General features: G+C 72.1%; 13 protein-coding genes and 1 pseudogene. 10 read left to right on the top strand and 4 right to left on the bottom strand.

All coding sequences use genetic code 11. The annotated features are described in order from the left end of the window. Positions 1 to 44: 44 nt before the first annotated feature. The gene (locus tag ABD205_RS00610; RefSeq protein WP_344041330.1) at positions 45 to 1,211 is read right to left on the bottom strand and encodes a nucleotide sugar dehydrogenase; all 1,167 of its coding nucleotides are present in this window, start codon (positions 1,209 to 1,211) and stop codon (positions 45 to 47) included. 145 nt (positions 1,212 to 1,356) lie between these two features. Between ABD205_RS00610 and ABD205_RS00615 the strand changes: the two genes are divergently transcribed. From ABD205_RS00615 to ABD205_RS00655, 9 genes are all read left to right on the top strand, one after another. Continuing rightward, on the top strand, positions 1,357 to 1,893 hold the full coding sequence (locus tag ABD205_RS00615; RefSeq protein ID WP_344041332.1) for a DUF1269 domain-containing protein: 537 nt from the start codon (positions 1,357 to 1,359) through the stop codon (positions 1,891 to 1,893). A gap of 47 nt (positions 1,894 to 1,940) precedes the next feature. Continuing rightward, complete coding sequence (locus ABD205_RS00620) at positions 1,941 to 2,204, top strand: SHOCT domain-containing protein (protein ID WP_344041334.1); 264 nt, start codon at positions 1,941 to 1,943, stop codon at positions 2,202 to 2,204. Between the two features lie 24 nt (positions 2,205 to 2,228). Beyond that, on the top strand, positions 2,229 to 2,645 hold the full coding sequence (locus tag ABD205_RS00625; RefSeq protein WP_344041336.1) for a DUF6325 family protein: 417 nt from the start codon (positions 2,229 to 2,231) through the stop codon (positions 2,643 to 2,645). A 76-nt stretch (positions 2,646 to 2,721) separates the two neighbouring features. Next, complete coding sequence (locus tag ABD205_RS00630) at positions 2,722 to 5,790, top strand: FtsX-like permease family protein (RefSeq protein ID WP_344041338.1); 3,069 nt, start codon at positions 2,722 to 2,724, stop codon at positions 5,788 to 5,790. Continuing rightward, a complete protein-coding gene (locus ABD205_RS00635) occupies positions 5,790 to 6,617 on the top strand; it encodes an ABC transporter ATP-binding protein (protein ID WP_344041340.1) in 828 nt (275 codons plus the stop codon). The genes ABD205_RS00630 and ABD205_RS00635 overlap by 1 nt, the downstream gene beginning before the upstream one ends. Beyond that, on the top strand, positions 6,614 to 7,279 hold the full coding sequence (locus ABD205_RS00640; RefSeq protein WP_344041342.1) for an ABC transporter ATP-binding protein: 666 nt from the start codon (positions 6,614 to 6,616) through the stop codon (positions 7,277 to 7,279). Before ABD205_RS00635 ends, ABD205_RS00640 begins: the two co-directional genes overlap by 4 nt. 93 nt (positions 7,280 to 7,372) lie before the next feature. Continuing rightward, positions 7,373 to 8,023, top strand: coding sequence for a pyridoxamine 5'-phosphate oxidase family protein (locus tag ABD205_RS00645; protein ID WP_344041344.1), 651 nt, complete (start codon positions 7,373 to 7,375; stop codon positions 8,021 to 8,023). Positions 8,024 to 8,133: 110 nt separating this feature from the next. Then, complete coding sequence (locus tag ABD205_RS00650; protein ID WP_344041346.1) at positions 8,134 to 8,967, top strand: trypsin-like serine protease; 834 nt, start codon at positions 8,134 to 8,136, stop codon at positions 8,965 to 8,967. A gap of 155 nt (positions 8,968 to 9,122) precedes the next feature. Then, the gene (locus ABD205_RS00655) at positions 9,123 to 10,316 is read left to right on the top strand and encodes a hypothetical protein (RefSeq protein ID WP_344041348.1); all 1,194 of its coding nucleotides are present in this window, start codon (positions 9,123 to 9,125) and stop codon (positions 10,314 to 10,316) included. 66 nt (positions 10,317 to 10,382) lie between these two features. Here the strand turns inward: ABD205_RS00655 and ABD205_RS00660 are convergent, their stop codons facing one another. Then, entirely contained in the window at positions 10,383 to 11,165 is a 783-nt protein-coding gene (locus ABD205_RS00660; protein ID WP_344041350.1) for an SDR family NAD(P)-dependent oxidoreductase, read from the bottom strand. 2 nt (positions 11,166 to 11,167) lie between these two features. Continuing rightward, positions 11,168 to 11,965: an alpha/beta hydrolase gene (locus tag ABD205_RS00665; RefSeq protein ID WP_344041352.1), complete on the bottom strand. Its 798-nt coding sequence runs from the start codon at positions 11,963 to 11,965 to the stop codon at positions 11,168 to 11,170. Positions 11,966 to 12,098: 133 nt separating this feature from the next. On the opposite strand from ABD205_RS00665, the gene ABD205_RS00670 reads away from it, so the two are divergent. Beyond that, a complete protein-coding gene (locus ABD205_RS00670; RefSeq protein WP_344041354.1) occupies positions 12,099 to 12,752 on the top strand; it encodes a TetR/AcrR family transcriptional regulator in 654 nt (217 codons plus the stop codon). An 8-nt stretch (positions 12,753 to 12,760) separates the two neighbouring features. Here ABD205_RS00670 and ABD205_RS00675 read toward each other — a convergent pair. After that, positions 12,761 to 12,962: pseudogene (locus ABD205_RS00675) on the bottom strand (HNH endonuclease signature motif containing protein); the annotation flags it as partial.

Consider the following 12,962-nt stretch of genomic DNA (forward strand, 5'->3'; position numbering starts at 1 on the left):
GCTCGCTGCTCGACCAGCGAACGCCCCCTCCTCGACCGACGGCCTCAGTCGCGGCCGTAGATGTCGCGTGTGTAGACCTTCGCCGCGACGTCGTCGAGGGTGTCGGTGCGCCGGTTGGCGACGATCACGTCGGACACGGCCTTGAACTCCTCGAGGTCGCGGACGACACGGGAGTGGAAGAACGTGTCCTCCGTCAGGGACGGCTCGTAGACGACGACCTCCACGCCCTTGGCCTTGATCCGCTTCATGACGCCCTGGATCGAGGACATCCGGAAGTTGTCGGAGCCGGCCTTCATGATCAGCCGGTAGATGCCGACCACCTTCGGGTCGCGGCGCAGGATGTCGGTCGCGATGAAGTCCTTGCGGGTGGTGTTCGCGTCGACGATGGCGCTGATCAGGTTCTGCGGCACCTCGCGGTAGTTGGCCTGCAGCTGCTTGGTGTCCTTGGGCAGGCAGTAGCCGCCGTACCCGAACGACGGATTGTTGTAGTGCGAGCCGATGCGCGGGTCGAGGCCGACCCCCTCGATGATCTGGGCGCTGTCGAGGCCGTGCATCACGGCGTAGGTGTCGAGCTCGTTGAAGTAGGCGACGCGCAGGGCGAGGTAGGTGTTGGCGAACAGCTTGATCGCCTCCGCCTCGGTCGAGTCGGTGAACAGGACCGGCGCGTCCTTGTCGATCGCGCCCTCGAGGAGCAGCTCGGCGAAGGCCTTCCCACGCTCGGTGCGGTCGCCGACGATGATGCGGGACGGGTGCAGGTTGTCGTACAGCGCCCGGCCCTCGCGGAGGAACTCCGGGCTGAACATGATCGAGGCGTCCGGGTGCTCCTCCCGCATCCGCTGGGTGAAGCCCACCGGGACGGTCGACTTGATGACCATGACGGCGGTCGGGTTGATCGCCAGGACGTCGGCGATGACGCTCTCGACGGAGCGGGTGTTGAAGTAGTTGGTGCGCTCGTCGTAGTCGGTCGGGGTCGCGATCACGACGAACGAGGCGCCGTCGTACGCCGCCTGCTTGTCGAGCGTCGCGGTGAGGTTCAGCGGCCGGTGGGCGAGGTAGTCCTCGATCTCCGTGTCCTCGATCGGGGAGACCCGGCTGTTGACCTTGTCGACCTTCGCTGCGTCGAGGTCGAGCGCCCAGACCTCGTGGTGCTGGGCGAGGATGACAGCGTTCGAGAGGCCGACGTAGCCCGTGCCGACGATGGCGATCTTCATGGCAGCAGCGTACGGGGGCGGCGGCCCCCGGCCGTCCTCGTGGCCGACCTCGCGCTTCACCCGTCCCGGGGGAAGCCGCGCGCGGGTGCCGGTGCGGATCGTTGGGCGCGGGCAGCGCGTCGGTCAGACCAGCGAGGAGCAGCACATGGCGTTCGACACCTTCATCGTGTTCACCGGGGTCTACCCGGACAAGGAGTCCGCAGAGGCCGACTACGAGCTCGTCAAGGACCTCTTCGGCAAGGCCGGGCTGGTGGACGCGTACGACGCCGCGATCGTCGAGCGGCGCGAGGACGGCAAGGTCAAGCTCGGCAGGAAGCACGAGACACCGACCCGGGCCGGCGGAGTGCTGGGCGGCGGCGTGGGCCTGGCCACCGGCCTGGTGGTCGCGCTCTTCCCGTTCGCCGCCCTCGGTGGCGGGCTGCTCGTCGGCACCGCCGCCGGTGGGGCCGTCCTGGGTGCCGTGGCCGGTCATGCTGCCGCGGGCATGAGCCGAAGCGACCTGAAGGAGCTCGGCGAGCAGCTCGACGCCGGCCAGGCAGGCCTGGTGGTCGTCGCCGTCGCCGACATGGAGTCGCGGGTGCGTGAGGCGATGCAACGCGCCGAGGAGGTCGCCCAGAAGGAGCTCAAGGTCGACCAGGAGGCCCTCGCGAACGACGCCGGCGAGGCCGCCGGCGCAGGCTGACACCGGCGCACCGCCGACACCGTTCACACTGTCGAAGGAGGTCTCCGATGATCCTGGTGCCCAGGCAGCTGCAGCGGGCGGGGATGACGGGGCAGGTGCCCTACTACGGCGGCAGGTTGACCCCTGCGCACATCCACGCCCTGCAACATCCGAACGAGCCGGTGCCTGCGTCGCTGGCCCTCCCGCCGATGGGCCGGTCCGCGACCACCGCGAGGGAGCCGAAGGTCGTGCGCCAGCTCCGCAGGATGCGCGAGAAGGGCGTGATCACCGACGAGGAGTTCACGACGATCTCCGCCAGGGTCCAGCCGTGAGCGAGCAGCCGTGAGGGCGCGGCCGTGAGCACGGGGCCGGTGCAGGTGCTCGTGCTCGGTCTCGACGAGCCGCACTTCGACGGGTCGGTGCTCGCCGAGCTGACGCGCCTGGGTGAGGCGGGCGTCGTACGCCTCGTCGACCTGCTCGTCGTGAGCCGTGCCGACGACGGGACGCTCGAGATCGTGGAGGCCCACCTCGAGGGCCGCGGCGAGGTGGCGGCCGCCCTCCTCGGCGGCGTCGCTGCCGAGGAGCCGGGCGCTGCGGAGACCTGGTCGCTGGCCGACGTCGTCCCGGAGCAGGGCCTCGCCGTCGTCGCCCTGATCGAGCACCTCTGGGCCGGACCCCTCAGCGCGGCGCTGCGGTCGGCCGGGGCCACCCTTCTCGAGGAGACCTGGCTGTCCGAGGAGGACCGGGCGCTGCTCGCCACGCTGGAATCCTGAGACGCTGCTCAACCCCACACCGTCGTGCCGAGGACGGGATACCCTCCCCGCACCTATACGACGACAGGAAGTGGCGATGAGGGGCTGGCGATCCCGGCGCGGACCGAGCTGGTCGCCCATCCGCTTCGCGCGGCGCTCCGCCCTGGGCCACCGGCGCGGACAGACCCTGGCGCTCGTCGCCGTCTCCGCGCTGATCACCGCGTGCACCGCGTTCGCGCCGGTCTACGACCGGGCCATGCAGCAGGCGCTCGTCGACACCCTGCTGGCCCATGCCGACCTCGCCGAGAAGACCGTCACGATCGTGTCGGAGGCGCAGGTCAACGCGGGCGGTGCCACGGAGGCGCAGGACCCCCGCGGCCTCGAGGAGATGGTTCCGGGCGACGTCGCTGCACGCCTCGGTCCGCCCGTGCTCGGCCGCACCGCCAGCGTCACCTCACCGCTCGGATCCGTCCCGCCGACCGGCCCGCTCGTCTGGCGGGAGGGCGAGTGCGCACACCTCCGCCTGCTGAGCGGCACCTGTCCCACCGGGCCGGGGCAGATCCTGGTGAGCGAGGTCGACGCGAAGAGCTACGGCCTCTCGATCGGCGCGACCCCCACGGTGGGCACGGCACTCGACGGTCAGCAGGCCGTGCCGCTCGAGGTCGTCGGCACCTACGAGCCTCGGGACACCGAGTGGTGGCAGGGACAGACCCTGCTGGGCATCTCGGGCGTCTCCCAGGGCACCGATCCGACAGCCGCCCACGACGCGTGGCTGACGACCGAGGAGACCTTCGTCGACAGTCCGATCCTGCCCGGGGAGACCGCGCAGGCAGGTGCTCCGGTGCGCACCGCGACGATCGGCGTCGACGAGGTGCTGACGCTCGGCGATCGCGTGAGCCAGGTGTCACGCGGCATCGCGAGCGAGGGCCTGTACGTCGTCACCGACCTCGATCTCGTCACGAAGGACGTTCGCGCGCAGACCCGCCAGGCCCATCGCACCGTGCCGATGCTGATGGCGCCGATGGCCGTGCTGGCGCTGTACGTCCTCTGGCTGGTGCTCGGAGCCGCGACCCAGCAGCGGCGCGGGGAGGTAGCCGTCGCCCGACTCCGCGGCCGTGGGCCCGCCGGGGCCGTCGGCCTGCTGCTGATCGAGCTGCTGCCGGTCCTCCTGGTGGGCGTCATACCGGGGGCGGCGGTCGCGCTGCTCGGTGGCGCGCTGGCCCGGGCGCTGCTGCCCGGATCGACACCGTTCGAGATCGGCCCGGGGTTCGTCACGGCGATCACCCTCGCCGTGGCGGCCGTGGTGCTGACCACGGTCGCGGCCGCCGTACGCGTCGCCCGGGAGCCGCTGGACGGCCTGGTTCGCCGCGGGCAGGCCCCGTCGACACGCTGGGCGCTCGGCGCGCTCGACGCCTTCCTCATCGCCGCCGTGGGCACGGGCGTCCTCGCATTCGTCACCGGGAGCCTCAGCGGGCCCTTCGCCCTGGCCGGCCCCGCGCTCCTGGCGCTGCTCGCCGGGCTGCTGCTCGCGCACGTCACCGGTCCCGCCGCGTCCGCGTCGGGGCGTTCGCAGCTGCGCCGAGGGCGGCTCGTCACCGGCATGACCCTGCTCGAGACGGGCCGGCGGCGGGACACCCGTGCGGTGATCGCGGTGATCACCGTGGCCACCGCGCTCGCCGTCTTCGCCGTCGACGCCCTCGCCGTGGGCGCGCGCAACCGCACCAGTGCCAGCGAGCAGGACGCCGGCGCGCCGGTGGTGCTCCGGCTGGAGGGACACGACGTGGACGGGGTCCGCGAGGCGCTGCGGTCGGTCGACGCCACCGGCCGCCGTGCGACCCCGGTGCTGGTCGCCGGCACCACGCTCGCCGTGGAGCCGGACGGCTTCCGCCGGATCGCCTTCTTCCCGCGCGGCGCGCCGACCGCCGCACAGTGGCGAGCGATCGCGCCCCCGGACAAGAGGCCCGTCACGCTGACGGGGACGCGGATGTCGCTGACGGTGCAGACCGGCGAGGGGGCGACCGCCAAGGACGCGCTCGGCACCGACTCCGAGGTCGACATCGACCTCGTCGCGACCACCTCCACCGGGGCGCTCCGGACGATCCCGCTCGGCGCGATCGCACGGTCCGGCGGCCGCACGACGCTCGTCGCCCGTGACCCGGCCTGCGCCGCCGGCTGTCAGCTGGCGGCCGTGCAGGTCACCGCGGCTCCCGGGGTCCAGATCGACGGCGAGCTCGACCTCAGCGACCTGCGGGTCGACGGGCGGCCGGTCGACTGGGGCTCCCCGGCCACGGACTGGAACACGACCAAGGGCCAGTACTCCGTCATCCGGCCGAGCGGCTCGGGGTCCGACGGTGTCCTGCACCTCGCGGTGAGCGCCCAGGGCATCTACCCGGCCGACGTCACGCCGGCCTGGGTCCCGGTCACCGTCCCAGCGCTGCTCCCCACCGCCCGCCGCGATCCGCTCGGAGTGGAGGTGACCGGGCTCGACGGCAAGGACCGGCCGGCGCATTCGGTCGGTCGCGTCGTCCTCGTCCCGACGATGCCCCGGCGCTCGGCGCTGGTGGACATCGACTCACTCTCCCGCGGCGTACAGATCGGCCACGAGGCCCGGATGGAGGCCTGGCTCGTCGACGACCCTGCGCTCCTGGCGGCCGTGCGGAGCTCACTGCGCGGGCACGGGATCACCGTCAACGGCGTACGCCGCTTCACGGCGGTCCGGCAGTCCTACCAGGACACCGTCGCCACCTGGAGCCTCGCCCTGGGGGCGGTGGTCGGCGCGGCCGCGATCCTCATCGCGCTGCTCGTCCTGCTCGTGCTTGCAATCACGGGTTGGCGCGAGCGCTCCCGTGACCTCGCCGTGCTGCGACTCAGCGGCGCCGCGAAGCGCACGACCCGGCGCCTGGCGGTCTGGGCCCAGCAGCCGGCCATCCTGCTCGCCATCGCCGCCGGCGTCGTCTCCGGCCTGGTGGGCGGGGCGCTGGCCCTGCCTGATGTCCCGCTCTTCAGCGCGCCCCTGGAGACTCCCGTCGTGGACCTGGCCACCTCGTGGCCGGCCGTCCTGCTCGCCGCCGCCGTCTACGTGGTGGTGCTGCCGCTGGCGGCCGCTCTGGCGGGCCGCCGGGTCGCCCGCCGGGCGCACCTGGAGCGCGTGAAGGAGACCGTCTGATGCCCGGACTCGAGATCCGGACCCGCGGCCTGGTGCACATCTACCACGCCGACGGGCACGACGTGGCCGCGCTCTCCGGCGTCGACCTGCACGTCACCCCGGGCGAGATGGTCGGGCTGCTGGGGCCGTCCGGGTCGGGCAAGTCCACCCTGATGAGCCTCCTGGCCGGCGTGCTCCGGCCCAGCGCCGGCAAGGTCTTCGTGGGCGGCACGGAGCTGTCCGCCGCGCCGCCGCGCGACCTCGACCGCCTGCGCGCGACCGAGATCGCGCTGATGCTGCAGGGCGCCGGGCGCAACCTGCTCCCGCACGCCACCCCCGACGACAACGTCCGGTTCGCCCAGCACCCGGCACGGCGGGCCGGAAGGCCGCTGACCGACCCGCGGGAGGTCCTCGCGGAGGTGGGGCTCGCCGACCACGCCGACCGACCGCTGAGCGAGCTGACACCCGGCGGGCTGCAGCTGGCAGCTGTCGCCGTCGCGATCTCCACCCGCCCCGGCCTGCTCCTGTGCGACGAGCCCACGAGCCAGCTCGACCACGCCGCCCGCGACCAGGTCCTGGCGGCGCTCGCGCACGTCAACCGCACGTACGGGACGACCGTCGTCCTGGTCACCCACGATCCCGACGTGGCCCGGGTGCTGCCGCGCACCGTGACCATCCGCGACGGTCGGATCGGCGGCGAGGGCCGCAGCGGGGAGGAGTACGCCGTGGTGACCGCCGACGGCTTCCTCCCGCTCCTGGGCCACCTGCGCGAAGGGCTGCCGCCGGGCACGCTGGTCCGGATCCACGAGGTGGGCGACCACTACGAGCTGCGGCCGGAGCGGCCATGAGCGAGCTGCGGGCGGTCGGACTGAGCGTCACGTACGGCGACACCGTCGCCGTGCACCCGCTGGACCTGCGCGTGCCCGGCGGGCGGTTGCTGTCGGTGACGGGCCCCTCAGGCGCCGGCAAGTCGTCCTTGCTGTGGGCGCTGGCCGGTGCGATCCGCCCAGCGGCCGCCACCGTGCGCGGCACCGTGTGCGTCGACGGCTCCGTGCTCGAGGATCGGGAGGGCGCCGCACGGGCCGGCGTCGTCCTCGTGCCCCAGGGCAACGGCCTGGGCGGTGCCCTCACGGCCGAGGAGAGCGTCCTGGTCCCGCTGCTCGCACTCGGGGTGCCCGCACGCGAGGCGCTGGCCCGCGTCGACGACTCGCTCACGCGGGTCGGCCTGGCGGAGTCCGGTCGCCATCTCGTCGACCAGCTCTCGGGAGGCCAGCAGCAGCGGGTGGCCCTGGCGCGGGCCTTCGCCCTGCGCCCGGCGGTGCTGCTCGCCGACGAGTCGACCAGCGACCTGGACGCAGAGAACCGCGGGCGGATGATCGCAGCGCTGCGGGAGGAGGCCGCGCGGGGCGCGTCGGTCGTCCTCGCCACGCACGACCTCGAGGCGGCTGCCGAGACCGACGCGACGCTCGCCCTGGACGAAGGAGTGGCCACGTGGGTCCGCACGCTGTGACGCGGCTCGCCGCAACGCCCCGACGACCCGCCACCAGTGCCACGATGACGTCGTGATGCCCCGTGCCGTCCTCCCGTCCGCGAGGGCCGAGTCGTGACCGCCCTGAACCGCTATCCGGAGCTGGGGGTGCAGGATCGTGCCGCCCTGGACGCACTGCTCGACTCGCAGTGGGCGGGCGTGCTCTCGTGCGTGGTGGACGGCGAGCCGCTCGCCGTCCCGATGCTGTACGCCCGCGACCGCGACCGCGTCCTGCTGCACGGCTCGACCGGCGCCGGCGCGCTTCGTCAGGTCGCGGCAGGAGCGCCGGCCGTGCTGACGGTCTTCGCGATCGACGCGCTCGTGGTCGCGCCGACGACCTTCGAGTCGTCGGTCAACTACCGCTCGGCCACCGTCCGCGGCCGGCTGACCCCTGTCGACGACCACCCCGCCGCGCTCGACCTGTTCAGCGACGTGGTGCTGCCCGGGCGCACCGAGGAGGTGCGACCCCCGAACCGCAAGGAGCTGGCCGCGACCCTGGTGCTGTCGCTGCCGATCTCCGACGGCGGCTGGCTGCTGAAGATCGCCGACGACTGGCCGGCCACGCCCGAGACGGCCGGCGCCGACCCGGGTGTCTGGAGCGGACTCGTGCCCGGCCGATGGGTCGCGGACCCGCCGGTCCCGGCACCGTGGGCGTCGGACCTTCCCGTGCCCGCGTCGGTGCGCGGGCTGCTCGACCGGCTCGGGCCGGGCCGCGAGCCCGGCTGAGGCCGGCGCCCCACGAACGCGACCGGCGGGAAGTCATCATCGGTTCTGGCGATTCTCCGAGCCTGATCCCGGTGGTGGACTGCAGGACCACCAACGGGAGGGACTTCCTGATGCAGAAGATTCGGTTCGGTCATGTGGGCGCGGCGCTCACAGGCCTCCTGCTCGTCATCGGATTCGTGGCGCAGGCCCAGCCGGCCTCGGCGATCACCGACGGCCAGCGCGACGAGGTGCACACCAACGTCGGCGTCGTTCGCTTCACCACGTCCGAGGGCAGGTTCCGCTGCTCGGGCACGCTGATCTCGCCCACCGTCGTGCTCACGGCCGGCCATTGCACCGGCGTCGACGCGGCGCACCCGGCCACGAACGTCTACGTCTCCTTCGACACGGACCTGCCCGGCGACCCGCTCGCGGCGAACATCACGCCGGCGGAGAGTGCCGCCCGCGCCGCGCACTACATCACCGGCACGGCCCACCCCGACCCCGCGTGGACCGGCAAGCTGAGCATCTCGCAGCAGCACGACCAGGGCGTGGTCGTGCTCGACGCCCCGGCCACGAGCAAGTGGCCCGCCGTCTCGCCGGCTCCGCTGCTCCCGCTCGGCACCCTGGACGCCAACCAGGGTGCGCTCAAGGACCAGACCTTCACACTCGTCGGGTACGGCGTGGAGATCGGTGACAAGAAGGCGCAGGTCGTCATCAGGGAGCGGCGCTCGACCACGTCGTTCCTCAAGAACGTCCAGAGCGAGGTCGTGGTCTTCCAGATCAACGACCGCGACTCGAAGGCCGGTGGCGGATCGTGCTTCGGCGACTCCGGCGGAGGTGCGTTCCTCGGGCCGTACGTGATCGGGGACGCGTCGTACGTCAACTCGCTGACCTGCAACGCCAACGGCAGCTACCAGCGGGTCGACACGGCGTACTCGCGTGCGTTCCTGAACCAGTTCCTCTGATCGCTCGATCCTGGACGAAGGGCCCCGGACCTCTGGTTCGGGGCCCTTCGCCCGTCGCCCGCGACGACAGGTGTTCGCCGGACCTTCACGTCACTGTCGACCACCCCGCGATCCCCCTGTCCAGAGTGAGGATGACCCCCGAGCACAGGAGAGCCATGCGAACCTCACTCATCCCGGCCGTCGCCGCCGGCGCGGCCCTGATCGTCCTCCCCCTCGCCGCCCATGCCGCGCAGTCAGAGCCCGTCGGCAAGACGAGCACCCACGGCTCGTTCACCTACGCCGTCTACGGCGACGCGCCCTACGGAGTGGGTCCGACCGACACGTCGGAGACCGACGCGACGCCGGCGTTCATCGAGTCGGTGAACGCCGACCCCGAGGTCAGCACCGTGGTCCACGTCGGAGACATCCACTCGGGCAAGCAGTTCTGCACCGAGGCGTACGACCGGCAGATCGCGGGGCTGTGGAGCCACTTCGCGGATCCGCTGGTGTACACGCCCGGTGACAACGAGTGGACCGACTGCCACAAGGCTGCCGAGGGCGGCGGCACCTACAACAGGACGACCGGGCAGATCGACGTCGTCAAGGACGCGCAGGGCAACCCGGTGGACTACGCGGGCGGCAACCCGGTCCGGAACCTCGACCTGGTCCGCTCGACCTTCTTCCCGGAGCCGGGCGCCACGCTCGGGAGCGGGTCCCTGCACACGACCTCGCAGGCCACCGCGTTCGACCCGGCGCACCCCGAGGACGCGGCGTACGTCGAGAACGTGATCTGGAAGCAGAAGGGGTTCGTGTTCGTCACGCTCAACATCCCGGGCGGCTCGAACAACGACACCGACCCCTGGTACGGCGCGCCGGCGATGAGCGACGAGCAGGCGGCGGAGACCCGGCAGCGCACGGCTGCCGACCTGCGCTGGCTGGACCGCGCCTTCGCCGTCGCGTCGGCTGACGACGCCCAGGGCCTCGTGCTGGTCGAGCAGGCCGACTTGTGGGACCTCGACGGCAAGACGGCGGCCCACCTCAGCCAGTACGAACCGATCGTGCAGAGCCTGGCCGAGCACACCGAGGCGTTCGGCCGCCCGGTGCTCGCTCTCGAGGGCGATTCGCACGTCTACCGCTCGGACAACCCGCTCCAGCATGCCGCACCGTGCGCCGCCGACGCGGGAGTGTGCTCCTACGACGCCTGGAACAGCCACCCGTCGTACGACGTCTCGAACTTCCACCGGATCGTCGTGCACGGGAGCACGGTGCCGCTGGAGTACCTCAAGCTGGTCGTCACCCCGGGTGGCCACCGACCCACGACCAGCACGAGCTTCGGCCCGTACTCGTGGTCGCGCCACGTGGAGGGCTGACACCGCGGGCTGACACCGCGGGCTGACGGCGGGCTGACATGGCGGGCCCCGCCCGTCGCGGGCAGGTCAGAGCGTGGTGATCAGACCGCCGTCGATGACGAAGTCGCTGCCGGTGATGTTCGCCGCGCGTGGACTGGCCAGGAAGAGCACGAGATCGGCGATCTCGCCGGGGTAGGTGAAGCGACCGGTGGCGGCCTGCGCCTCCTGTCGTCGGACGATCTCGGCAGGGTCGGCCTCGTTCCCGTGGGCGACCGTCGCCGCCACGCCGTTGCTGCCGAGCCACAGGTCGGTCCGCACCGGCCCCGGGCTGATCGTGTTCACGCGGATCCCGGGCCCCAGCTCCTTCGAGAGCGACTTGCAGAGGTTCGTCAGCGCACCTTTCGCAGCGCTGTAGTCGATGACCCCCGGATCCGGGAGGAAGGCGTTGACGGAGCTGATGGTGACGATGTTGGCGCCCGGCCGGTCGACCATGTGCGGGATCGCGCTGCGCATGGTGCGCACGGCGGCCAGGAAGTTGATGGTCAGCGCCCAGTCCCAGTCGTCGTCGGTCAACGCCGCGAAGCCCTGCAGCCGCGGGCGGACGGCGCCGACGTTGTTGACCAGGATGTCGATGCCTCCGAGCCCCGCCGCGACGTCGACGAGCTCCCCGGGGCCTGCCGGGGTGGTGAGGTCGACCGACACGACGCGTACGTCGGCCGACCCGGCCAGCTCGTCGAGCTCGCTGCTCCCGGTGAGGGCACCGGCGACGACCGAGGCACCCTCGGCCGCCAGCGCACGGGCGATGGCCAGCCCGATGCCCTTGCTCGCACCGGTGACCAGCGCGGTCCGGCCGGCGAGCTCGAGGTCCATGCTCACAACCCTTGGTCCTTGAGCCACGACAGGCACGCGTCGGCGACCTCGCGCCAGCCGTGGTCGATCGTCAGCGAGTGGGCGCGGTCGGAGAACTCCTGGAGGTCGGTGGTGGCCTCGCTGTGGCGGTACTGCTTGAGGGTGGCCTTCGTGACCGCCTCGGGGACCGTGTGGTCCTGGCCGCCCATGATGAGCAGCAGCGGCCCGCGGCCCGCATTGGCCGTGTCCACCTTGGCGGGCGAGTGCGGGTTGAAGTTGGCGGCCGCCGCCTCGAACAGTGGCTTTCCGGGGGCCGGGATCGCCCAGCGCTCGAAGAGGGCGTCCGACTCCTCGGCCGGGATCGCGTTGCCGAAGGCGAACCGGAACTGCTCGGCGGTCAGCGACACCGCCCGATGCTTGTTGGCCGGGTTCTTGAACACCGGCAGCGTCGCCTTGAGTGCGGAGAGGGGAAGCGGGAGCACCCCTTTGATCTGTGCGGCGTCGATCGCGATGGCCGCGGCCGCCAGGTCCTCGCCGAGGAGCCGCTGGGCGATCATGCCGCCGAAGGAGTGCCCGACGAGGATGGGCTTGGCAGGCAGGGCCTCGATCACTTCGGCGAAGTGCGCGACGACATCGTCGATGCCGTGATCGGCGATGGCCTCAGGATGCGCACGGGCCTCGAGCACGGTGTCCGGGTCTCCCGGCCACCCCGGGGCGGAGCCGTCGTAGCCGGCGGCGGCGAAGTGACCGATCCAGTCGTCCCATGAGCTGGCGTGCAGCCACAGGCCGTGGATGAACAGGACAGGGGCGTGCTCGGGCATCTCGGATCCTCCGCTTCACGGGTAGACCGATCGATCTACCTACCTGCGGGCTAACGTAGAGGCGCGACCGAGACCTTGGCAAGGGCCCCGGCAACGGCACTGGATCGAGTTCAGCCAGAGGAGCAGAGCGGCCATGACACTCCCCGCACGCGGATCCGTCGGACCGTCGACGCCGACGCCGACGGCCACGGGGCAGACCTCGAAGGCGAGGGAACGCATCCTGCTGACGGCGGACAGGCTGTTCTACGACGAGGGCATCCACGCCGTCGGCATCCAACGCATCATCGCCGAGTCGGGAGTCACCCGGGTGACCCTCTACCGCCACTTCCCGTCCAAGGACGACCTGATCGCGGCGTACCTGGGACGGCGGGCCTCGTACGACCACACCCAGGTCGACGCGATCATCGACGCCTATCCCGACGACCCGCGCCGCGCCCTGACCGAGCTCGCCACCGTGCTGACGCGCGACGACTTCGCCGCGATGCGACGTGGCTGCCCCTTCATCAACGCCTCGGCCGAGTTCACCGGCGCCCACGCATCGCGCGTCGCGGCCAAGGAGATCCGCCGATGGGTCACCGGCCGGCTCGAGGAGCTGCTGCGCCGGCTCGACCACCGCGACCCGCGCGGCGGCGCCGAGAAGCTCATGATGGCGCGGACCGGTGCCGTCGTCTCGGGAGCGCTGGACGACAACCGGCACCTCAACGAGGACTTCCTCGAGTGCTGGGAGCAGCTGATCGATGCCGGCCTGCCGGCTGACGCGAGCGCGCCCGGACCAACCTCTGCGTAGAGATCGGCTCAGCAGCGTCGGTGGATGCGGATGCGTCCGGGGCGTAGGTGTTCGATGCGGTAGTCGGGGTGGTCGGCGAGGGTGTGGTGTCGGCTGCAGAGCAGTGCGCCGTGGGTCAGGTCGGTGGGGCCGCCGTGTTGCCAGGCGATGAGGTGGGCTGCTTGGGCGGTGGCGGCGGGTCGGTCGCAGGTTTGGACGGCGCAGGTGCCG

It is taken from the genome of Nocardioides panacihumi, from assembly GCF_039530925.1.
GTDB classification, from domain to species: Bacteria; Actinomycetota; Actinomycetes; order Propionibacteriales; family Nocardioidaceae; genus Nocardioides; species Nocardioides panacihumi.

What these genes read in the sequence shown, in the direction of transcription:
- ABD205_RS00610 (WP_344041330.1), bottom strand. Translation starts at nt 1,211, where the DNA reads ATGAAGATCGCCATCGTCGGCACGGGCTACGTCGGCCTCTCGAACGCT.
- ABD205_RS00615 (WP_344041332.1), top strand. Translation starts at nt 1,357, where the DNA reads ATGGCGTTCGACACCTTCATCGTGTTCACCGGGGTCTACCCGGACAAG.
- ABD205_RS00620 (WP_344041334.1), top strand. Translation starts at nt 1,941, where the DNA reads ATGATCCTGGTGCCCAGGCAGCTGCAGCGGGCGGGGATGACGGGGCAG.
- ABD205_RS00630 (WP_344041338.1), top strand. Translation starts at nt 2,722, where the DNA reads ATGAGGGGCTGGCGATCCCGGCGCGGACCGAGCTGGTCGCCCATCCGC.
- ABD205_RS00635 (WP_344041340.1), top strand. Translation starts at nt 5,790, where the DNA reads ATGCCCGGACTCGAGATCCGGACCCGCGGCCTGGTGCACATCTACCAC.
- ABD205_RS00640 (WP_344041342.1), top strand. Translation starts at nt 6,614, where the DNA reads ATGAGCGAGCTGCGGGCGGTCGGACTGAGCGTCACGTACGGCGACACC.
- ABD205_RS00650 (WP_344041346.1), top strand. Translation starts at nt 8,134, where the DNA reads ATGCAGAAGATTCGGTTCGGTCATGTGGGCGCGGCGCTCACAGGCCTC.
- ABD205_RS00655 (WP_344041348.1), top strand. Translation starts at nt 9,123, where the DNA reads ATGCGAACCTCACTCATCCCGGCCGTCGCCGCCGGCGCGGCCCTGATC.
- ABD205_RS00660 (WP_344041350.1), bottom strand. Translation starts at nt 11,165, where the DNA reads ATGGACCTCGAGCTCGCCGGCCGGACCGCGCTGGTCACCGGTGCGAGC.
- ABD205_RS00665 (WP_344041352.1), bottom strand. Translation starts at nt 11,965, where the DNA reads ATGCCCGAGCACGCCCCTGTCCTGTTCATCCACGGCCTGTGGCTGCAC.
- ABD205_RS00670 (WP_344041354.1), top strand. Translation starts at nt 12,099, where the DNA reads ATGACACTCCCCGCACGCGGATCCGTCGGACCGTCGACGCCGACGCCG.